Genomic DNA, 22,280 nt, shown 5'->3' with positions numbered 1-22,280 from the left:
GAGCCGCGGAATCAGTCGAAGTCAGGCGACCGTTCTCGCGGTCCAAAGCCGAACATCCGTAACACCATAAGGACTGTTGTCGACGGCTAGGAGAAGCAGTCTGTCAGGCCACGGCGCCGGGAGGCTGCCTCTGCACTCCTAGCCGCCCGGAGACTTCAACCGTCTGCGTTGAAACCGGCGGGCACCTCTAGCGCGAACACTCCAGAAACCTTCGCGATGAGTCGGCGAACCTCCAGCGCGATCTTCAGGACGGGTGTTGTTACGGTGTTGGTTGCGAGTTCGCGCTCGGACTTGGCACGGAGCACCGGCCAGAGGATGTCGGCAAGGGCCACCTTGTCTTTCGGGGCCTTGATACGCCCGAGTGGCGCGTCGATGTCGAGGTGCAGGCGCCGTGCGTCCTGCAGGTATTCACGAAGGCTCTTTTCCCACGCCGGCGACGTCGTGTCGCCGGCGCCACGGCTCAGGGCGAGTTGTGCGATGGCCGGGACGAGTTCGTCGTCGGTGAAGTTGGCGAGCTCATATTTATGGTCGCCCCAAGCGTGCACCGAGACCAGAGTGTCGAGGTCCTCCTGACTGATGTCGGCGTCCTGGTACTGCACCTCCTCGCGGATCGCCCTTTGTAGGTTGCGCCGTTGCTCGGCCCGGTGTGCTGCGGTAGCGAAATGGTTCTCGGGGTCCATGGCGACCACGAGCGCGGTTGGGGAGGCGTCGAGAAGCCAGCGGTCGCCTATTCTCCGGCCGATGCGTGGTGTGATCCCGTAGCGGGCTATCAGGTGGGCGTTGACCTTGGAGCTGCGACACGCCTGGATCCGCACCTGTTGTGGCTGGTTGAGGCCCAGTTCAGCCATTAGCCGTGGCACGTGGCGTTGTTCGGTCTTTCCCTCGAGGAGGAGTATCACCCGCGGATGAGGCGACAGGCCCAGCTCTGCGAGCGCCCGCTCGAGGGTTTCCGCTTCAGGGTATTGCGGTGTGAGACGGTCATGCTGCGGCGCATGCCACGTCGAGCCAGTCAGGTCGGGCAGCGGTTCAAGCACGCCCTTACCAGCGAGATCCTCGTGAGCGCGCAAGAGGAGCTCGGCGGCTACCCGGCGCCACATGCAGTCCAGCGGTTCACCGCGCATCTTTGACCATCCCGCGTAGCTGGCGTACCGCAGCAGTTTGACCCATCGCCTCATCGGATCGTCGCTTTGCGCCGACAGCAGTAGCACATCGGCCGCGCCCTGCAGATCCGTCGCCGCGAAGCCGGCCGAGCTCAGCAGTTCTTGGGGGTCGGCGTCGGCGCCGGCTAGTCGGATCCTGTCCTCATCGATGCCCGACGGGAACCTGAACCGGCCCAGGACTGCAGGCAAGTAGCGTGGTGCCAACGCTGCGAGAGCGAGGGTCAAGCGTCGGTCGCGCGCGGTGCGCGGCCCGTGCGGCCCGGCCCGCCAACCGGCGGCGATTGCTCGATATTCATCGACCACATGCTCGAGGTCGAAGAGCTGCCACGAGGAGTAGACGAAGCCGTTCCACCATCGGTCAGGTGGGGCATCAGAGGGCCTTCGATACGGCCAGGCCACCGAGTAGCCTTCGTCAGCCGGGTCACGGAGCCGTCCTTCGGCCGCCGCGAGGACGACCCAGCTCCGGATGCTCCCACCATCGTCAGCCTCCACGCGCATACGACGACCTGCAACAGGCGTGTCGCTCACTCGGTACAACGGCAGCAAAAGCCTGTGCTCGTGAAGCCTCTGCAAGAGATCAATGCTGACGTCGTACCCGCGATCCTTGGCCTGCGCGATGAACTTCTCAGTGGTCAGTAAATCGTCCTGAGAGAAGGCAAACGGTATCCCGAGTAGCGCCAAAGAAGATCCTGGTCGCGGCGGCTCAGCCAGCTGCGGTTCCACCACGCATCACCTCCTCATGCCGCGACAGCGTCACATCTCGAACCAGCTGGATATACGTGGCTTCTGCTTGCACGACGCTCCCACAGGAGGCGGCTACGTGACCAGTTCGGCGCCGAAATGGTGTTCGTTCGGGCTTCAACCGTCGGCTCGCTTGCCGGTAGTTCGGGAGGCGACGCCGTCCTGCGCCACAATCGCTGACCGAGTATGGACGCGGAGGAAGTCCCTTCGCTGCCCGTCTCTTCCTACACGATCCACCACGCCGGCACGTAGATGGACGCTACGAGCGGGTTATCAACGGAACGCTCAGGGCGGCCCGTCGTATCGCCGCTTCAGCCAGCGAGTGCCTGACTTCAGCAGGTCGTACACACGGCGCTGCCAAGGACACCGCTAAGCGCGGCGAGCCCGGCCCACGCCAGGACGTCACGGATCTAAGACACGTCGTCTCACCCGTGGCATCTCCTCTCCTGGCCCTTAACGCGGGGGCTGTGCGCGTTCGAGCCTTGCCATGACGAATCGTACGATGCCGACGCAAACCAACCTAGCGACGTCTTGGCCGGGTAAATCTAGGTGGTGTCGTTGCGACGCTTTCTAGGCAAGGCTCGAGCCACACCTACCAGTTGACGGACGATGTAGGTTCCGCAGGAGCCGATGCACTATAAGAACCCTTATGTCACGTCCGTCCGTAGCCCGCAATGGCGCGTCGGTTGGGGAAGCGCGCCGCCACGGTTTCCCGCCTTGTGGATGTCCTGCGCATGGGTGGTCGACCGGGATTTACAGCGTCGGGCCAGCTGAAACTGCAGACGAGTCGATCGCGGTTCAGCCGCAGCGACCTCCAAGACCCAAGGCCGAGCCACCGCATGATCCCGCGGGTCCACGGAGCCGCTCGCTGCCGCAGAGCCGGTCGCGGCGGCGCGAACCACGTTGGGGGGCCAACGATCGCCCCCGTGCGTAACGGCAGATCGTCGGGACCCGCCGGTGAACTGGCGGACGCGGCAGGCTTCATTCGCAAGCGTGTAAGACGACTGTTTCCCGCTGTCCGTCTTTGTTGTGCGTTGTCAAGACTCGTAACAAGCTCTTTCCCGAGAAGTCGAGTTGGGCTGATCGTTTGAGGGACAACGTTCGTGTCGTCAACTGGTGCCAGAGTTTCGAATAGCGGGCGCCCGGCGCCGGAGAGGATCTCGAGAATGCTTAACGAAGTCGCGTTGTTGGTGGTGTTGATGGCTGCGATCTTAACTGGAGCTCTGGTGATCACTTATGTGTGGTCACCGAACGCCGGTCAACGTGATCGAGCGCGCGAGATGACGCTTGTCCTGCTCCATCGCCTCTCGGAGCGCCGCGGTCGGGTGTGGTTAGGCGTTGCCCCCGGTCCGAACCGAGCAACCGAACACGCCGAGGACAGTGAATGATCCAATATGCGCCGAGGCCACGCGCCAGTTGATGTTCCCGCATTCCGTTTGGCTTGGGAGTTGCGGGCGTGAAAGGCATAGGGTCTGCAGGCGAAGGCCTAGGAAACGACTTGGAACATGTTGTGGTTCGCGACCGAAGGGTGCATGACGTGGCTCGAGGCGAAACAGCGCAGCCTGGTGGACCGCTGTTCGAAGAGGTGCGCGCCCTGTATCGCAGTGCAGGTGAGCCGAGTACGAGGGCTATCGCCCGCGGGCTCGGGACCGGGGTGCTGAGTCACACGACTGTTCACGCGGTACTTAGCGGCAACCGCGTTCCGCGCTGGGATCCGCTGAAGCAGGTTGTCGGATACCTTGGCGGCGACGTAGAGCGGTTCCATCGCCTCTGGCTGGAAGCTAGAAGAGCGGAAGATCCACCGTCGACCCGCGGCGTGCTCGTCGCCGAGAGACCTGCCCCCCTCGTCGGGAGAGCAATCGAGCTCGACACTGCCCGCCGTTGGGTGACCGACCTGAACCTCGGACGAGGTCGTGTCGTTTTGATCGAGGGCGAGCCGGGCATTGGCAAGTCAGCCCTCGCCAGAGCCATCGCCTCGGAAGCGTCGGCCGTGAGCTACGCTATTTGGGCCACCTGCGAGGAACTGAACCAGGCGTTCTCGCTACTGCCGTTGCTGGACGCGCTACGCCTTCAGACCCCAAGGGCTGCGGCGGGCCAGCCCAGCAGGGCTGAGCTGCTACGGGCCAATCCGACCGTCGGTGGCCAGCCTGACGCCGTTTCCGCCGCTCTGAACCAACTACTGACGCAGGTGGAAGAACTGTGCACGGTAGCCCCAGTGACCTTGGTTGTGGACGATCTACAGTGGGCTGACCCGAGCACAGTGACGGCAGTCAGTCTTCTATCCCGGTCAGTGCCTCGGCTCCCGCTACTGCTTGTTGGGATCGTTCGGCCGGTACCCCTTCGCGACGACCTCAGCGCGCTTCGGCGGATGCTGCAGACTCCGCCCCTCGTCCTGCGAGGCCTTGGAAAAGCAGACGTCGCAGAGCTGGTCGGCGCCAGAGCCGGCGACGTCCCTGGCGAGGCGCTGCTCCGCATCGCCGCGGGTGCCGGTGGCAATCCCTTCTATATCACCGAATTGGTCGAAGCGCTCTCCCGCAGCGGAGCGTTGATCCGCGATCAAGGTCGAGTCGAAGTTGTTGAAGAGCGTGTCCCAGCTTCACTTGCCGCAGCGTTGGCGAACCGTATTGAGTACTTGCCTCAACCCGTACTCGAGGTACTCCGCATCGCTGCGCTCTTGGGGCTGCGGATCTCGATACCAGAACTAGCAGCAGTTTCTGAGCGGCAGGTAACCGATCTTCTGCCAGACCTGGAAGAGGCAATACGGGCAGGGTTCTTCCTCGATACAGGCCCTGAGCTGACATTTCGACATCCGTTGCTACGCGCGTCGCTGTACGAGAGCCGTCCAGTTCCGATACGCGCAGCCCTGCACCGCGACGCGGCCCGAGCCCTTGCCGACTCTGGCGCGGCTGCGGGACGGGTAGCCCGACAACTACTCCCCGCACTAGACCTTGGCGGATGGGATACCCCTGTCGACTCATGGATTGTGCCGTGGCTTGTTGGCGTCGGTAACCAGCTCATAGCAAACGCGCCCGACACGGCGGTCCAACTCCTTAGATGGGCCTTGACCGCGAGATCACAGGAACCCGGCACACGAGATGAGTTGACCTGCCGGCTCGCCCACGCTTTGTTCGTGGTGGGAGATTCGGCTGGCGCGGCGAAAGTGGCATCTGCGGGTCTCGCAACCGCCACGCGGCCTGACGCTATCGTCGACCTACAATGGACACTAACCCAAAGTCGCGCGGCCGAGGGAAACCCCGAAGAGACGCTCCCAGTGCTCACCCGGGGCTTGACACTTCCAGGCGTTACACAGGTTCACCGGGCTCGCCTGCTGGTTCTCATCGCCAGGGTCCACCGCGCATGTGGCAGGCCTGAGGCAGCGGAGCAATGCGCGAACGAAGCTCTCGCTACGGCCACGGAGGTAGGCGATCGTTGGGCCTCGGGTTGGGCGCTGTTCACGATGGCTGTGCTTTGCGGAATGCGAGGCGACTCGCGTGACGCACTCTCACTGATAGACCGTGCGTTGATCGTCGTTGACGCTGATAGCGGACTTGCCGAGCTGGAAATGTTGCTACATGTCAACAGATCGTTGGCTCTGGGCACCCTGAATCGGTACGACGAAGCGATCACCGCTGCCGAACGTGGCAGGCGGATGGCCGATCGCGCGGGCAACGTCCTTCGGTGCGGCCAGGCCCAGAGCGCTTTAGCTGAGCTGCATTTCCACGCGGGTCAGTGGGACGACGCGCTAGCCGAGGTCGATGTCGAGTCAATAAGGGGCGCGGATCCCATCTCTGTGTGCTTGCGCTACGGAATCGCCGCGGTCGTCGGGCTCCATCGCGGCGACCGAACGGCTGGTGAACGTCTCGAGGACGCGGCACCACACGCCGAGCGGCTCACGGGACGGTTAGTCGGACCGCTTGTGCTGGCAAGGTCGGTCGAACGGGAGCAGGCAGGACTCCCGGCTGAGGCGCTCTCGGCGCTAGTTGACGGACCATCCGGGTGGGAGGTGGATGTGATCGAAGCTGCGGAGCTACTCCCGGATGTGGTCCGTCTCGCCGTCACGGTCGGCGACCACGGCACGGCGCAGCTGTTCGTAGCCCGAGCAGAGGCTGGCGCTTCGGCCGCTAGGCCCCAAGAGGGTTACGCCGCCATCGCTCCACACTGCCGCGGTCTGCTCCACAGCGATCCCGAACCTCTGCTGGAGGCTGCCGATCAATATTCGCTCCTTGGACGTCCCTTGCCACGAGCTCAAGCGCTGGAGGCCGCCGGCATTGCCTTGGCGGAACGCGGTGCCATAGCCCATGCCAGATCTTGCTTTGCGGAATCCATTCTGGTGTATAGGGACTTGCGGGCAAACTGGGACCTCGATCGCATCGAGGCCACCGTCGCCATTTACGACCGGCTCTAACTGAAAGAAGTTTCCACGGCGGCCGCGCGCCTCTCGCCACCACCCTGGACAAGGTGGGCGTTCCAGGCGACCGCTGGCCCATGACTGAGGAACCCGCAGGACGCGCACACCTGCCGGCACGTACGGTCCTGACGTGACCAGCACGGGGGAGCAGGAACTACTGAATCGCCTCAAGCAGGCCTTCGCCCGAGTCGATGACCTTGCAGCCCGCGTGCAGACGCGGGAACGGATGCTCATACCGTCACCGGGGAGCGACCTGGCCGAGGACGACCGACTCTCGCACCCCTTCCGGGTCTCTCACGCCGCCACGAGCGCCTTGGTGGTGGCGGTCGACCACCTTGACTCGCTGCACAGGATGACCGTGGCCTGCGAGAGGTGTGAACCCAACGGGATGGCCTTCTCGGTGTCCGCGCACTGGACGCTGTTGCGTGGTGCGCTGGAGAATTCGGCGCGCGCCGTCTGGCTGCTCGGGCCGCCGGACCGGGCCGCGCGGGTCACGAGGGCGCTACGGCTCCAGACCGCCAACGTGGCGAAGTCCGACGAGGCGGAGCAGCTGATGTCCGGGCCGAGGAATCCCAGAGCTCAGCGGATCGATCGCGTCAAGGAGATCGCGGCGCGCGCCGGGGTTCTGCCCGGATAGGCAGTCGAAGCGATCGGCTACCGCAGCATTGTGCGGTACGCCGGCGACTTTGCCGTCCACGACGCCGACCGTCTGGAAGTGCTGTGGAGAGCTTGCAGCGGCGCCGCCCACGGCGATGCCTGGGCGGTCCTGAGCCTCCAAGAGAAGGAGGCCTCTGACCCGGCCGATGGCGTGGTCACGATTCAGTTGACGGCGTCGATCCTGGCGCTGAGCCTGGTCACGGACGAGGTCGTGGACCTGCTGGAGATGGCTTTCGGCCTCCTGGACCATCGGGACCAAACGGCCGCAGCGCTGGCCGGCGGCTCGTAGCAGCTACCGGTGATGAGTGCCGGGGTCGGGGCGCGGTCAGCCGATTCGCCGACGCCGGTTTTGCCTCCACTCGTGCGTGGGGCGTGCAACGGTGGGTCGCCCAGACTCGGAGGAGTGCCTCGTCGGGCTCCGCGATGTCGTCGGCGGAGTCTGGAACGTGCGGATCGCGTTTCGGTGGCTGGCGCCGCTGCACGCATCTGCCGAAGATGGGCCGCGGTGTTCGAGGCGATGTCGCGGCGGCGGGCAGCGCAGCTCAGGCTGAACACCGCCCGGGCAGGGCTCGGGCGTGCCGCTCGGCCGTCCGAGGTCGATCCGTCGACAGGCACGCTCCATCACCCCGTCCGGGTCCCGCAGGCGAAAGCTCGAGGACCGAGTCGGCCGGTCGGCGAGACGACACTGCGGCCAGATTCAGCCGCGTCGACAGACGCCGGGCGGTCAAACTGTCGCCCGCCCGGCACCGAGTCGGCGCTTAGCAACGTATAGGGTTGACGACCAGGCCGCCTGGGCTGACGACACCGCGGCACACCTCGTTCTTGAGAACCGCCCAGTCGTCATAGTTGGTGTAGTTGTTGTTGTTGATTCCATCGGCTTTGGGATGGAACCAGATCTCGGCATTGTTCGCGTAGCTGAGTGCCGCGGTGACGTTGATGGTGACGCCTGGCTCGTACAGCAGGTCAATCCCGGAGGCGCTGCGCCACACGTTGTCGAAGTAGACGTCATGGCCAACGTGCTGCGTCTTGCCGGTGCTGGTGACCTGGATGTGAGAGGTCATCATCCGCACGACCTTGCTCGGCCTGGCGATGTACGCGATGTGCAATGTGCCTTGGGTACCGGTTCGGCCGGGTGGCACCCATGCCATGGCAGGAGCGCTGGTGATCGGTCCGGGCCGGGTATCCAGCAATGTCGTCTTCTGCCACCGGCGAGTGCCGATGTTCAGTGTCCAGAGATCGGCCCGATCGTCAGCGCCGGCAAACAGCGCGTACAGCCCGGTTCGGCCGGCCAGTTTTGCGACGATCGCGGCGGGCCGGAACTGCGATCCCGCCGGCCGTGACAGGGTTCGGCCGTCTGAGGTTGCGATGGGGGCCGCCAGCCCGGCGATGCCCGCCGAGGAGCCACGCCACATCAAGTATCTGCCGTCCGGCGCGACGGCGAAGAGCCTGACGGCTCCGTCTGCCATCCTGACCAGCGACGGACCGCTGCCCACCGCGACTTGACCGGCCAGCCGTGTCCAAGGAGTCCAGCGCTCCCGGCCACCCTCGGTTGCGCTGCGGCGCTGCCACATGTTGCGGTTGTTGTCGCCGGCCACCACAAGCAGGACGGGCCGTGCCGCGGTACCCGCCTCGACGGCGTCCACGGTCACCCCTCGGGCCGGAAGGTTGGCCGCTTGCGAGGTGCCCCATTTCCCGTCTTGGCAGCCGGTAGGTACCGGTTCCGGGCACAGCCAGGACGATGTCGACGTCGAGTACCGCACCTGCGCGCCTGCAACCAGGAAGGTGTACCACCGATCAGCGTGCCGTATGAGTGCCGGCGCTTGGGTGCTGTGCGCCTCGCTAATGCGGGTGCGGTTCCAGCGGGTGTACTCGCAACCAGCGCCGCGCAGCGCGAGGTTGGCGTACGCGCTAACCGTGGTCCCCGGTGGTGCGATTTCGCCGTCACGGTTCCAGTCGACGTCGCCGTGTTGGCGGTCGACGAAGTAGCCGAACACGGTGGTCATGCGATCGAAGAACTCTGGTGTGGCACCGGCTGCGACACCGGATTCCCGAAGCGACAGGTTGTTGAGGAGCGGGCCTTCGTCGATCCGGCCGTCGGCGAAGCCAGTTCCGGAGTCGAACGCGTAGTTCATGATGCTCGGATAATTCGGCTTGCAGTTGACGTCCGGTTCGAGGCCGTAGACACCCCCATGTCCGAGCCCTAGCGAGTGACCGGTCTCGTGTGTGGCAACGAACGCGCTGTCGAAGTTATAGGAGGCGGTAAAGCCGGGACCGGTCTGGCCGCCGCCCCCGCTGTAGCCGAGCGCGTACCGAAAGATTCCACGCCGTTCGGCCCGCATCTGGGTCTTCCAGGCCTGTCCCGCCTGCTGTCCCTGGTATTTGTCGCCGACCCGGACGGCGTTGACTGCCGAGTATCCGCCCCAGTCACCGAAGACCGTCGCGTCCCCTCGCCTCTGGGGAGTAACGCCGATGTCGAGGTGCGCGGCGATCCCGGGAAGGCCATCCGGGTTGGCCAACGTCGTCGCGTGCCGAGCCTTAAGTTCTGCATCGACGGTCGCCCGGTCCCCGTAGTGCGCGGCGAACCTACGGGCCACGTCTGGCGCCATGTGCAGTCTGGTGGCCGCGGCGTTCTCCGCCGGGGTGCGGCGCATGAAGTCCACCTCGACAAAGAGGTCTTTGTGGCGTGGATTGGCGCCCCAGCGGGGCAGGGAAAGTGTGCGCGATCCCAACAGCTCCAACCCGTCGCCGATCCCATCGCCGTCGGTGTCGCGCAGATCCGGAATTTGTCGACAATCGACGCCGCGCACAATCGCTTGCCGTGAGGAACAGGTGCCCGCCGCCGCCTCGAGCTTGAAGCCGAGGCCGTCACCGTCACTGTCGTAAGAGGATAGCGAGAGATCGTTGCGGGCCAGGCTGGCTGATTCGGAGACGCCGGAGGTCGCCAGAACTGCCGTCAGTCCGGTGAGTCCGGCTGTGAGATACAGGTCGGCGCCCCCTGAGAAGCCGTTACCTGAGGCGCGCCGCAGGACAGTCCTGCCGTCAGCGGACAGGACATACAGGATGTGCGCTGCCGACGACGACTCAGGCATCTTGGTGCTAACGAGGTGCTCGCCTGCCTGCACGGAGGTCAGGACGCGTGGTCTCCAACCACCGATGGTCAACGTCCGGACCTGCGGGCCGGCTGGTGTCGTAACGGCGAGGGTAACGACGTCATTTTGGCCCGCAGCTGCGTTCGAGGGCCGCACGATCACCCGGTAGGCTCCGGCCGTCGCGGTCCGGTGCTCTACAACAGCTGCGACGGTTCCCTCCTCGTTGCCGGCCGCGGCGACCTGTGCGCCGTTCGGGCCGAGCAGATGCAGCATCGGCTGCGGACGTCCAGGCTGGCCGGTGACTCGCACCGTCAACACGTCCCCCGAACTCACACGAATCAGAGACTCGTCGACCATCGACGTTGTCTCCTGAAGCAACGCGTTCAGGTCGGCGCGCGCGACGTCCGGGTGGTCGGGTGCGCCAGGTGTCGGGTCGTGCTGGCAGGCGGACAGGCCCATCGCAATGATTGTGACCAACGCGATGATCCGGACGCGACGCCTCAAGGCTTCAGATGGTCCATCTTCTCGGCCCATTACAGCTCTCATTCCAAGCGACGAATGACGCGGTCTGTCAGCGATGTTCGGCCCGTCCGACATGCCATCGGGCGGTGCCGTCGTGCCGTCGGAGGTCCCCGCCGAACGGGTAGCGGCGAGCGACGCATGAATCGTGATCGACATTGCCATCTCCTCGGCTGGTCGTATGAATGGTGTTTCCGAGGGTGTGGCTAAGGCGGACCGTCCGGGATCGGGCATGGAGGCGTCGTGGGTGTCGCTGCGGCCTTAGAGCGCGGTTGGAAAGCCTTAGACGTCGACCGGCGACCCTCGACCTGCGGCGTTCGAGCTCGTGGTGGACGATCTCAGAGTTCGAAGGGTCGGCCCGGACCCGTAGAAGGACGCACGCATTCTCGGGGTTTGACGTAGGCACGGTGGCCAGCTCATCCTGACGGGATGGTTGGGGCGTTGCCCCTTGTCGGTCGTCGGGCCGAAGTGGAGTTCCTGGCGGACGCATTAGCGCCCGTGGGTGAACCTCGCACTGTCGTGATCGTCGGTGAGGCCGGTGTAGGGAAGACCCGGCTCGTCGAGGAGGCCATCGCGCGGGCCCGGGCAGCGGACGTGAAGGTGCTGACCGGGACCTGTCTGCCGCTGCACGACAATCTGCCCTTCCTTCCCGTTACCGAGGCGTTACGCGGCATCGACAAATCGGACCGGCACCCTGTCCCGTTCGTCGTGGAGCGTTGTCCTGTGCAGGTGCGGGCGGAGCTCGCCAGGTTGATCCCGGCCTGGTTGCGCAGATAGCGGTAGAGGGTGTAGCCGTCGGCGTCGGTGAGGGCGGCCGGGTCGGGGAAACGCCGTTAGGAGGTTGACATCGCGCTCTGGCCGTACGCGGCGAGGGCGGGGGTTGCTGTCGGGTTGTCTTCGAGGCAGTCGCGCTGTGTGAGCAGGGCAGCGTTTTTGGCGCCTTGGGCGGTGAAGCCGGCGGCACGTAGGGCTTGAGCTAGGTTGTCGATTCTTGGGCAGGTCTGGATGGGGGCGGATTGGTCGGCGGGTTCTGGGGCGGGGTTGGCGCTGGCTGGCCGTGTTCCGAGGTGGGTTGCGAGGGTGGCTGCCGCGATGGCGGCAACGAGCAGGCGTGTGGGAGTCGCGATCGGCACCGGAGTCTCCTTGACAGATGTGGGCCTGGATTGGTGCCCTCGAGCCTGTGACTAAGGTGGACGGCCGGGGATCGGGAATAGACGCACGGGTGATCGGGTCGCGGCCTTAGAGCCCTTATCTGGGAGCCTTAGAACTTGACCGTCGCCACGCTAGTCGCCCCGACCGTGGTGGCTGCGATCGTGCGCATGGCTTGGACGCCGTGCCAAACGAATGTGGGTGCGCCTGCGCGGCGACCGAACTCCGGTTCGCGGCTGCAGGATCACTGTGGGCGAGCTCTAAGCTGATTGGCGCGCCTCGTCGCTGGGTCAGGATTGCTCGAGGTTCAGGAGGCCGGCGCGTTGGGCGAGCGCGGCCGCTTGGGCTCGGTTCTTCACTGCGAGTTTGCGCATGATGTTGGTGATGTGGACGCTGGCCGTCTTTTCACTGATGTAGAGCCGGTTGCCGATTTGTGTGTTGGTCAGGCCGTCTGCGACGAGTCGTAGGACGGCAATCTCGCGCGGCGTCAGCCCGTACGGGGCAGGCTCTGGCCGGATCGTGGTGGGTTGGTCACGGAGGTCGACGTGGGCCAGCCGGGAGAGCGTCCGGATCTCGGCCAGCAGCGGCGTGTAGTTGTGCGCGGCGGTCGCGGCCTGGCGGAGGCAGTCGCGGGCTGGAGCGGTCTTGCCTGTGGCGAGTAATGCCTCGGCCTGGCGCCATCGGGCGTAGCCGACACGGTGTGGCCGGCGCAGTCCCTCCCAGGCCGCCGCTGCGGCCGCCCAGGCGTCCGGGTCGGATCTGTGGTGCAGCCGGGTGATCTCCGCCTTCCAGTTCGCTCCGTGGGCGGGGCCGGTCACGTAGTAGGGGTGCTGGGCGAATGGGTCCCGCGTCATCGCCTCACGCATCATGACGACGTCCTGGGCGGCGCGGTGGGCCGTCTGTGTCCCTCGGGAGTCTTGTCGGGCAAGGGCGAGTTCGGCGAGGTCGGCACAGGTTCGCATGGCGAGGGAGAGGACTTCGGCTGTATGTGGTCGGAACGAGGCCCTGTCCAGCGGCTGGGGAACCTGCTGAATCCGGCGCAATGCCTCCCGAGGCCGACCCGACCAGAGATCGATACGGCATCGGTCCACCACGTTCGCGCCGAAGTCGAGGTTCGTTCGATGGGTGACGGCTTCGATGGCAGTCCACCGCTCGGTGGCGGAAGTAAGGTCGCCTGCCAGGATGTCCAGCCTGGCGCGGGCCATGTAGTCGTACGAGGCTCCGGAGGTGGGGGCCGACTGCGTCATGGCGTCGATGACTGGTTCGGCCTCGGCCCAATCTCCGAGTTCGGCCAACGCCCTCAGGACCATGGACCGCAGGAACTGCGCGTGAGCGTGGTGCTCCAAACCGGCTCGGCGAGCCACCTCGAGCCCGGCTCGTGCGATGGAGGCCGCGTCTTCCAACCGGCCCAGGTCGAGAAGAGCATCGCAATGCGCGACGTGGATCGTAATGGTGGCTAGCGAGTCAGAACTGCGATAGGCCACCGCCTCGGCCCGATAGAGCAGCCTCATGCCGTCGGAGACGTCACCATCGTCGAAAACGTAGTAGGTGAGGTCGCGTAGCGCTTCGACTTCGTCCACTGCCGGGACGCCGGCCGCGCATACGCGCAGGGCCTGTTCAAGAAAGGGTCGGGCCTCATCTGCGCGGTTCGCGTCCCACAACGCGTCCGCGTAACTGCGCAGCACACCCACGTGTTCGCGTCCTGGCGGCAGACCGGCAAGCATTGCCATCGCCTTCTCGAGCGGCTCGAGCCCGGAGCCGTCCTGCTCCCATTCGCGGTAGTGGGACACCCGCTCATACAGCAGGATGAGTGCTCGGCGGTCCGTCGTCGTGCCCTGCGTTTGTAGGGCTTCCTCGGCCAGCTGTCCGGCCCTCCTGGTGTCCCCGGATCGGTCCAGGGCGTCGACGGCGTTCAGGTAGCTCGTGGGCAGATCGATTCCGGCCGGTCGGGCCTCGGTCGGCACCCCGGGCCATAGGTCGATCACTCGCTTCCAGTGTGTTGCGGCCTCCCGGTGGGCGTACACGTCCGTGGCCTCGGCTGCTGCAGCGACCCGCCACGGTAGCTCCTCGTTTGATTGCCCCGCCGCGGCCCAGTGTTCGGCCACCTCCCCGGCCCCGTCCGCTGCCCCGTGGACAGTCAACGCCCGGGCCGTGGCGGCGTGCCGTTCCCGTCGATCCCCGGCGAGCATGTCGCCCGAAACGGCCTCACCGACCAGTGCGTGGCGCAGCCGGTAGCGACCGTCCATGCCCGGCCGATCGATCAACCACGCGTCGGCCAGCTCCTGCAATGCGGTGGCCAGTCCTCGACCGGACAACCCGGTGATCGCTGCCAGCAATTGTTCGTCGAGTCCCCGCCCGGCCACCGCTAACGCCGCCAGCACCTGCTGGCCGTCGTCGCGGACCCTCTTCGCTTGGGCCAGCAGTAGTTGTGCCAGGTTCCATGGCAATGTCGCCCCCGGCGTGAGAGCGCCGCCGTCATGCAAGGCGGCCACGAGCTGCTCGGTGAAGAAGGCGTTGCCGTCGGCACGGGCGTATACCTCGTCGACGAACGCGGACGGAGCGGGGGCGCCGACGAGACCATGGATGTGCTCGGCCACCTCAGGCCGAGACAGCCGATCAAGGTGAAGTTGTTTGACTCCACTCTGGCGGGTCAGCTCGGCGAACCAGCGTCCCAGCAGCCGGGTCGGGTCGAGTTCCTCGATGCGGCTGGACATCACCAGGGGCGTGACACCATCCCGGTCGACTGCGATCAGATATGACACGAAGTCGCGCGTTGTCGCATCCGCCCAGTGGAGATCTTCGAAGACCAACGCATACGGGCCGTCCGCCGCTAATGCGGTGAGAAGATCGCGCAGCGCGGCGAACAGCCGTCCTCGGTGCTGCCCGCCCTCGGCACGACTCTGCTTGACCGGGTCCCGTTCAGTGCCCCAATCGGGCATCAACCGCACCAGCTCGGACCGAACATGTGGGGCACAGCGCGCGAGAGCCGACGGATCTAGGGACCGCAAGGCTTCGGTGACTGGAAGGAACGGCACGCTCTCGCTCAGCGGTAGACAGTTCCCCTCCAGTACGGTCACGCCGGCTGCGCGAGCATCCCGGATCGCATCCGCGATCAACCGGGTCTTGCCTACCCCCGCCTCGCCAATAACCACCACGGCCCGCGGACCATGAGAGGGAACGAGCGTCTCTACCAGCAACGCCCGCTCGGATCGGCGGCCCACCAGGGGCAATGCCGCAGCCACGTTCCTGAGCAGACCAAACCCGCCGACAGCCGTCAAACGGGCAACCCGGCCAAACTGAACCGCCGATCAGACGAAAACCCAAGGTTCCACCCGCCAGGGGACCGGAGTTGCAGGTCGGTCGGCTTACCGTTTCGGGAGCCCGCTGCGAAAGCGAGCTCCCCGGAGCCTGGCCCGGCTCGAACGGTGCTGCCATCCCTGGGTTCAGTGACACGCGGTACCGGCGCCGCGCGTTGGGCAAGCCGGACTCCGAGCCTAGCGTCTGCTGCAGCCGTCCCGACGCGTACTGCAACCAGCGAGCTGTCTGTCGGGTCTTGGTTGCTTGGCGGCTCGATTCGAGCTGGTCGAATGCCATGTTCTACCAGGATTCGGGTTCGCTGAAGGCGCCAGCGTCAACGGTGCGTAGTTTTCGCGGATCGCGACGGCTTGCGTTGCTCGTTCGCGGCCGCCTGGGTCGGTGGCGATGAGTTGGCTGAGTCGGTAGAGGAATTCGACGAACGCGGCGAAGGTGCTGTTCACGATCTCGAGGTTCGGCGTCTCGAGGTCGTGCGTTCGCTCAACATCAGGACCAGCCATGGCTCGAACGTCAACGGCTATGGAACACCGCATTCCCCCCAGTGGGCCTACGACCACCCGAACAATTTCAGGCGCGACGCATCCAGAGCCAGGAGCCGCCTTCTGCACGATGATCCAAGCGGAGGCAAGCAACAGGAGAAGTAAGCCGGACATTGCCCGGTGGGTCAGGCCCTGCTGCGAGGGCCGCGTCCAGGGTCTGCCGCGGTACGTAGACCCGTAGGGCCTTCGAGCAGGTCCGTTCAGGTAGGAAGCGCACACCCCAGAACCATGTGATCACCGACGCTCGCGCCGTGAGTCCCGCACCATAGGGACTCTTATGCACATCCGCGTGTGACGGGCTCAGCGAAACAAGGCCCTCAGGCCAACCGATCGCTATTGCTTGGGATGGTCGATGCGGTCCCGTTCGTGTTCCTCGCGTAGGACCGGGCCATGTTCTCGTCGCCGGCTCGGTCAAGCGCCCGAGATCCTCGGCGCGCGCGTGAGGTCGAGCTCACCGGCGGAAGAGAGGGAGGCGGCTTCTACTTGAGCTCGGCGGCGATGGTTTCCATCGAGGTAGTGAGCGCTCCGATAGCCTGGGTTCGGTATTGCGGCTGCTTATCGCCGTTAACGTCGGTGGTGATGTAGTCGAACTGCGCGATCACCCCGATGTCGTCCATGACGGTCTCGAAACGGAAGCTGTACAGGTAGCCGTGGATGCCGTTCTTGCACGGCTCGGTCGCACACGGTATCTCGTCTGTCAACGGCTCCGCTTCATCGAGGGTAAGCAGTTTCTGCGCCGTCTCGGGGGTGTACGTCGGGTACCCGAGCTGCTGAATCTGTTCCTCCGTGAGGATGCCGTAGTTGAACTTGGCTCGGCCGAACGCCGCCGCCTTGGTGGCTACCTCGTCGTATGTGCCGACTGGCTCGATATCGCAGATGGGTGCGTTGGTCGCCCATCCCGTCGACTTGTTGAACGTGGCGGTGTATCGGACGGTTCCGTCGGCTGGAAGCTTGACCGTCTGGTTCAGCGCGTCGCAGACCGCGCCGAGGTCGGCTTGCCTGGCTTGGGCGGTGGACGCCGCCGGCGATGGCGACGTCGGCTCGCCATTGCTGGGGTCGGCCGACGGGCCGCAGCCTGCCAGCAGGAGCAGGACGGCGGCGCCTGCCGCAGCTCGTCTCATCGCCTGGTCGCCTCCGTCTCGTATTCCGGGCCGCCTGCGTCGTCGCCGCCTGGGGTCGTGTCGTTGACATATGAGGGCGCACCGGGGATGTGGACCTGCCAGCCGCTGCGGTCGGTGTCCCCGGCCCAGTCTCGGGCGTGGCCCGGAGCGGGGCCCTCGTCCCAGTCCTTCATGGTGGCGTCGAAGGCGGCCTTGCGCTCGGCGTCTGTCGCCGCGTAGGACCGCGCAGCCGCTTTGATCTCCTCGCCGGCAGTGTAGAGACGCCCGCACGCGGTCTTCAAATACTCCCGGTACTCCAGGACCAGGGCCTTGACCTTCGGGTCGGCGAAGCCTTCAGATCCGTCCTCGGTGGCCAGTGACGCGTCGGCGGCCCGGACGGTGCCGATCTTCGGAATGAGCTGGTCCTCGTAGATCTGCGCGGATTCGAAGCAGGTGTCGGCGAGCTCCAGGACGGTGCCGATGTCGACGGTGAAGCCGTCCCTGGTGCCGCTACCGGTGCCGGTGTTCTCGGTCAGGTCGTACAACTCCAGGTTGAAGCTGTTGATCCCGAAGATGGTGTCCCGCAGGTCGTGGATGCCGTTGTTGTAATCGTTTTCGCGGTACATCAGGTCGTTGGACTGCTCGTTGAGATGGTCCCAGAGAGCCGTCATCACCGCCTCCAGCTCGTGGGCGTACGCGGTGTGCTTCATCTGCGGTGCGAAATTCTGCCCGACGATGCCGATCAGCTGCACGCTCGCACCGACCGCCCCTAGGACCGGGTTCCAGGCGCCGGCGATGCTCAGCGCCGTGCCCATCCCCTGGAAGGTCTGCCACGTCGGGTTCAGATCGGTGGTGACCACATGCGTCGCATCGAGTGCCTTGCTGGCGTCGCCGACGATCGTTAGCGAGCCGGAACGCATCTCCTGGATGATGGTGCCTCTGGCGCTATACAGGTTGTGGATGCCTGCGGCGATCTGAGCCTGGTTGCCGAGCGTCGGAGCGATCGAGGCGAAGAAGCCGTCCTTGAGGGTGTCCGCGGTCAGCCCGGTCCACGCTTTGTACCAGCCGGCGTTCTGGCCGTTGGCGCCGATGAGCTTGTCGACCTTGTTGATCAGGTCGGCGTTGCTCGACGGGGCGAAGCTGGCATCAGAACCGCCCGCGGCCCGCAGCCCCAGCGCACCACCGATCGTCAGGAGCGCCTGCTGCGCACCCTCTATTGCGCGCTGATCATGCTTGTCGAACTTCGGCAACTTGACCAGGACAGCACTGCCTTCGCTGTAGGCCCAGTACTCGACGCTCTGCATGATCGAACCCACGCCGCAACTGACCTCGGTCGGCGTCATCACCTCGTTGCCGTCACGATCGAAGGTGGTCCGCGGCGGGACGCCTTCCTGCGGGCTGCTCGTGCGCCCCGGGCAGGACGGCACACCGCCGTGCTGGTCGCCCTGTGCCCAGGTGATGACCTCGCACGCGCCCCAGCTGATGTGGAGCGAGTTGATCGGATCCCGGTAGTCCCACAGCTGCTCCCCATACGGAGCCGGGGAGCGGTGGAACGCAGTCGGGAATGTACCGAACCGCTGGATAGCGGTCGCGACCTCCTTGCGCCAACGCTTCGTCAGAGCCTTCCGGAAGCCGTTCACCTCAGCTTCGAGGGTGGCGTAAAAGTGCGTGTCGTAGATGATGCCGGACACGTAGATCTCCCCGTGGGTTTCAAAGCCGCCCCGAGCCATGTAGCGATGACTGCCGGCGGAGCACATTCATGAACGCGCTCGCAGAAGGCCGCGCCACACTTCACTGCACAAGTACGCCGCGAGGTCAGCCCTACCGCCGTCGACGTGGCGGCAGGTCGGCTGCCAATCAACCTCGGTTGATTTTCGCGCTGGTACCTTGCCACAGCCCTTGCCACAGCCCTTGCCACACCACCTGTTCCGAAAGACGCGCAGCGCACTCTCGCCCAGCGCAACGGGCAGGTCAGCCAGCGCGCGCCAAGGCCTCGGACCAAACTCCCGGCAAGATCTCGTGTCCGTCGTGCGGCCGGCTGGGTGCAGCGGTTCACCCCGCTGCTGGCCGACGCCGCCCGGTTTGCCCGTCACTCACCGGGTGACCGGTGGTTCGTTGACGAGACCTACGTGAAGGTCAACGGAGTATCGCGCTACGTCTATCGGGCGGTCGACCAGCACGGGCAGGTCATCGACGTGCTGCTCTCGAAGCACCGGGACGGCCAGGCGGCCCGCCGCTTCTTCACTCGGGCACCGCGGACGCTCAAGGTGACGCCAACCGAGGTCGACGCTGCGCCGGTCTACCCCGCCGTGCTCGAGTCCCCTCGGCGTGGCATCGCTTCGAGCAGTACGCGAACAATCCGATCGAGGCCGATCACGGCCAGCTCAAGCGCCGCCTCAGACCGATGCGCGGCCTACGGACCGATCGGACGGCCCGGGTGGTGATCGTCGGGCACGCCTGCGTCCAGAATCTGCGACGCGGTCACTACGAGATCGGGCTCGACGCGTCACCCGCCTCACGACTCGCCGAAGCGTTCACCGAACTCGCCCGAGCCATCTGACCTGCCGGCCGATGGTCTGCCGCATCCACCAGATGGTTAACGCAACGGCCCCTGTGGCCTGCTAGGTCCCGTCTTGAGTGCTCGGGGTGGGTCTGCTGGCGGGTTGGTCGTTAGCGGTTGGTGTTCCTCGTTGTGGCTGCTTTGTGTAGCAGGAGCAGGACAACGCCGGCCATCGACGTCCCAACCGACGTCATCTTCGGCGAATCACCTACTGTCGCCCCGTGCTCGGACCTTCTATGTCCTGGTTCCGTGTCACGCGCGCACCTACGCTGATCCGTCGCGAGTGTGTGCGTGCGCGTTCGTGAGTTCGCGGCTTCACCAGTCGGGACAATGGTGCCAAGCTGTCCATGGATGGGACTCGGGCACGTAAGAGACGCCGCGGCAGCTCCGCCCAACTGTTGATCGCAGCCGGTGGTGCGCTGGCTGTGCTCGTGCTCATGGAGAGGGCTTATCCGTATCTGGCCAGCGTCCAAGCGAACGGGTTAACGCTTGCTGCCGTGCGGATCGTGGCGTTGATCTGCATGGCTGCGGTGATTCTTCTGCCGATTGCGGCCGTCATCCGCCGGCTGACCCGTTATGTGCTGCGAGGATCGACTCGGATTCGCGGACCGACGCCGCGCCGGAGAAGGCGAGTCATCCGTGCCGCCGACATCCGCTCATGCCGATGAGCGGCCGTCAGCGAGGACGGCACATGCAACGTCGATGGCGCTATCGCCATTCAAAGGGGCAGCTTCTCGAACAGTCTTTCGTGGTGTCGTAGTACCTGGTCGTTTCACCGAGGTGCGCCATGCTAAGTCGTCGGCAGACTGCCTGTGAGGTTTCGTTGCCCACGTTGGTTACGCCGATGATCCGCGTGAGGCCCTGAGCAAACGCGTCGTCCATGAGGGCTCGCGCTGCTTCGGTGGCATAGCCGGTTCCCCACACGTCCGGGTGCAGATGCCAGCCGATCTCCACCTCGGGCGGCTTACGCGACCGACGACGACCCGCGTTCGGCGTTCGGCGTTCGGTAAATCGTGAGGGCCGGCGAGAGCTCGTGCGTAAGTTGGAGGTAGACGCGGCGGGGCCTCCGCCTTTCAGGGTGACACTTGCCCAGGCTCGGGCCAGGTGGCCGGAGTGGGAAGCGGGGCACGAGGAGCGCCGCCGGGAGGGGCGCTGGGCGGCTATGGAAAAGTTCGGCCCTGTTGTGGCCAACTTCCTTCTGGAGGTTCATCTACCGGAGCTACCGCCACCGACGGAGGTCGTGCGTTCGCGTTGGCGCTCGAGTGCAGGCATGAGGAGTTCTGGCCCGTCAAGCGCGACGCGGACAGGTCGCCGCCCACGCGAGCGGTTGTCCGATCTTCTGGTCCTGTCAGTTCAACGAGGGCAGGACAGCGGTTCGCTACCTCGAACCAGGCGAGCCTGAGCCGGAGCACGTTGGCTTCGGGTTGACGCGGTGGGCTGTCGCACTGGCTTGCCGGCACGACGGCCAGGTGTTCCGCACCGCGGACGAGGGAACCCGCGTCGGTGACGTCATGGTCTGCCGCCCCTGCGAACGGAATACACAGGACTCGTACGTCGAGATCGTGGCGTTCGGTGAACCACTGCCTACCAGTTGGATCCGGTGGCCGTGGCCGCGAGGGACTTGAAGCAGCGGTTGACCAAACAAGAGCGGGAGGCCCTTATGGCTTTTGAACTGGGGTTTTGTCTCGTGGACAGGGGTCCTCGACTAATGGGCGTGTACCGAGGTCGGTGATGGCCCATCGCTGGCTGTGCTCTATTTGACGTACAAGGCAAGCACAGACATGACCTCGCCGCTGCGATCGACGCCGACATTGTGCCCCGATGAGTCGCTGACGTGCAGGGTGGCGTGCGGTAGCTCGCGCGCGAGCCGACGGGCGAAAGCGATCGGCGAGTTACGGTCGCGAGCGCCGTGCCATAGATGGACCGGCGTGGCGACCTCGCTGAGCGGAAACGTCCACTCGCGCTTGATCAGAGCGAGCTCCTGCACTGTGGCGCGGGTACCCTGCCGCAGCGCGTCAGCGACGGCTTCGAGTTCGATTCGCGCGGCTGCGGCGTGCGCGGCATCCGGTGCGGCGGCCAGCGCACCGTGCAGGGCACGCTGCCGGTTCTTTATTCGTATCAGTCGAACCCCGACTGATACGAATTGTCCCGCCTGTTCCGTCGCCGTTCGCGGTGGCGGTGGCGCCGGCGCCCAAGTGTCGCTACGGCAAGCCTAACTGCGTGGTCGGCGAAGCCGCTGCCGAACTCCCAGATTGAGCAGATCGATCGCTGGCACGACCTGGCCAGATTCCAGTCGCGCCGCGCGAAGGTGGAACAGCGGTGGTGGCCAGGCAGCCTGGAACATCGATCACCCCCATCTCGCTGTTGCGATCGCGCTCCGAAGACCCCTAAAGAAGGTGGCAACCACCGTGGACCTGCCCAAACTCCAGTGACCCCAACCAACGGTCGAACCTTGGTCGCCCATTTCAGCGGCTTCGGTAACCGACCCGGGCCGGCAACGACGCCCACCAGCAAGCCCAAGGTCCACACGAAGCCTCAGAGAGTTCGGATAGCCGGTATCGGCGAGGCCGGTTGAACGCCCCGACCTGGCCCGAAGAGGCGTGGAAGTGGGCCGTCGCACGGCTCTGCCTCAGCTTCATCGCCGCCGTCATCCTGCTGGACCGGTTGGTGCGAAACCTTGTGGACAACGCGATCCGACACAACCACCGGGGTGGCTGGATCGAAATGACCACCCGCCATGAGCCCGACGGTGTGCTCGTCGTGGTACGCAACAGCGGCGAACAAATCCCGTCAGCCGAGATTGACCGGCTGTTCGAGCCGTTCCAGCGACTCGACCCGAACCGTGTCATGGGAGGCGGATCCAGCGGCCTGGGCCTGGCCATCGTGCGGTCGTTCGTCCACGCACACCGTGGCAATGTCGTGGCCACGCCGGAGCCCTCCGGCGGCCTGACGATCACCGTGACCCTACCCACGACCCGGCCCCGATCGGACGCCGATCGAACTCGCATCGCACATGACGCCCGATGAGCAAGATGGGCTCGTC

Annotated in this window: 13 protein-coding genes and 1 pseudogene; 8 read left to right on the top strand and 6 right to left on the bottom strand. The window is 65.5% G+C overall.

Annotated elements, in window-relative coordinates; translation table 11 throughout:
• Positions 1 to 155: 155 nt before the first annotated feature.
• A complete protein-coding gene (locus tag DFJ67_RS42430; protein ID WP_147315726.1) occupies positions 156 to 1,883 on the bottom strand; it encodes a hypothetical protein in 1,728 nt (575 codons plus the stop codon).
• Positions 1,884 to 3,438: 1,555 nt separating this feature from the next.
• Here DFJ67_RS42430 and DFJ67_RS34710 point away from each other — a divergent pair.
• The 3 genes from DFJ67_RS34710 to DFJ67_RS34700 all read left to right on the top strand — a co-directional run bounded on the left by DFJ67_RS34710 (position 3,439) and on the right by DFJ67_RS34700 (position 7,255).
• Complete coding sequence (locus tag DFJ67_RS34710) at positions 3,439 to 6,306, top strand: ATP-binding protein (protein WP_147315725.1); 2,868 nt, start codon at positions 3,439 to 3,441, stop codon at positions 6,304 to 6,306.
• 133 nt (positions 6,307 to 6,439) lie between these two features.
• Positions 6,440 to 6,946, top strand: coding sequence for a hypothetical protein (locus DFJ67_RS34705; RefSeq protein WP_116072840.1), 507 nt, complete (start codon positions 6,440 to 6,442; stop codon positions 6,944 to 6,946).
• Between the two features lie 30 nt (positions 6,947 to 6,976).
• Positions 6,977 to 7,255: a hypothetical protein gene (locus DFJ67_RS34700; protein WP_116072838.1), complete on the top strand. Its 279-nt coding sequence runs from the start codon at positions 6,977 to 6,979 to the stop codon at positions 7,253 to 7,255.
• 469 nt (positions 7,256 to 7,724) lie between these two features.
• Here DFJ67_RS34700 and DFJ67_RS34695 read toward each other — a convergent pair whose 3' ends face one another.
• The gene (locus tag DFJ67_RS34695; protein ID WP_147315724.1) at positions 7,725 to 10,733 is read right to left on the bottom strand and encodes a PLL family lectin; all 3,009 of its coding nucleotides are present in this window, start codon (positions 10,731 to 10,733) and stop codon (positions 7,725 to 7,727) included.
• Between the two features lie 270 nt (positions 10,734 to 11,003).
• Here DFJ67_RS34695 and DFJ67_RS34690 point away from each other — a divergent pair, with 270 nt between their 5' ends.
• Entirely contained in the window at positions 11,004 to 11,351 is a 348-nt protein-coding gene (locus tag DFJ67_RS34690) for an AAA family ATPase (protein WP_116072834.1), read from the top strand.
• Between the two features lie 662 nt (positions 11,352 to 12,013).
• Here DFJ67_RS34690 and DFJ67_RS34685 read toward each other — a convergent pair.
• From DFJ67_RS34685 to DFJ67_RS34670, 3 genes are all read right to left on the bottom strand, one after another.
• Positions 12,014 to 14,965, bottom strand: a complete 2,952-nt coding sequence (locus DFJ67_RS34685; RefSeq protein WP_170216115.1) for a helix-turn-helix transcriptional regulator — start codon at positions 14,963 to 14,965, stop codon at positions 12,014 to 12,016.
• Between the two features lie 1,091 nt (positions 14,966 to 16,056).
• Complete coding sequence (locus DFJ67_RS34675) at positions 16,057 to 16,698, bottom strand: hypothetical protein (RefSeq protein WP_116072829.1); 642 nt, start codon at positions 16,696 to 16,698, stop codon at positions 16,057 to 16,059.
• Positions 16,695 to 18,368 (bottom strand): hypothetical protein, encoded by a 1,674-nt coding sequence (locus DFJ67_RS34670; protein WP_147315723.1) that lies wholly within the window; start codon positions 18,366 to 18,368, stop codon positions 16,695 to 16,697. The genes DFJ67_RS34675 and DFJ67_RS34670 overlap by 4 nt, the downstream gene beginning before the upstream one ends.
• Positions 18,369 to 18,554: 186 nt before the next feature.
• Here DFJ67_RS34670 and DFJ67_RS34665 point away from each other — a divergent pair.
• Positions 18,555 to 19,237 (top strand): annotated as a pseudogene (locus tag DFJ67_RS34665) (IS6 family transposase); the annotation flags it as partial.
• 425 nt (positions 19,238 to 19,662) lie between these two features.
• The gene (locus tag DFJ67_RS42425) at positions 19,663 to 19,905 is read left to right on the top strand and encodes a hypothetical protein (protein ID WP_147315722.1); all 243 of its coding nucleotides are present in this window, start codon (positions 19,663 to 19,665) and stop codon (positions 19,903 to 19,905) included.
• 40 nt (positions 19,906 to 19,945) lie between these two features.
• Here DFJ67_RS42425 and DFJ67_RS44805 read toward each other — a convergent pair whose 3' ends face one another.
• Positions 19,946 to 20,428: a GNAT family N-acetyltransferase gene (locus tag DFJ67_RS44805; protein WP_203783429.1), complete on the bottom strand. Its 483-nt coding sequence runs from the start codon at positions 20,426 to 20,428 to the stop codon at positions 19,946 to 19,948.
• Positions 20,429 to 21,155: 727 nt separating this feature from the next.
• On the opposite strand from DFJ67_RS44805, the gene DFJ67_RS34655 reads away from it, so the two are divergent.
• Positions 21,156 to 21,374, top strand: a complete 219-nt coding sequence (locus DFJ67_RS34655) for a hypothetical protein (RefSeq protein WP_116072823.1) — start codon at positions 21,156 to 21,158, stop codon at positions 21,372 to 21,374.
• Positions 21,375 to 21,808: 434 nt separating this feature from the next.
• Positions 21,809 to 22,264 (top strand): sensor histidine kinase, encoded by a 456-nt coding sequence (locus DFJ67_RS34650; RefSeq protein WP_116072821.1) that lies wholly within the window; start codon positions 21,809 to 21,811, stop codon positions 22,262 to 22,264.
• Positions 22,265 to 22,280 lie beyond the last annotated feature (16 nt).

Origin of the sequence: Asanoa ferruginea (genome assembly GCF_003387075.1) — a bacterium.
GTDB classification, from domain to species: Bacteria; Actinomycetota; Actinomycetes; order Mycobacteriales; family Micromonosporaceae; genus Asanoa; species Asanoa ferruginea.
This window is presented reverse-complemented; position numbering and strand designations above follow the sequence as displayed.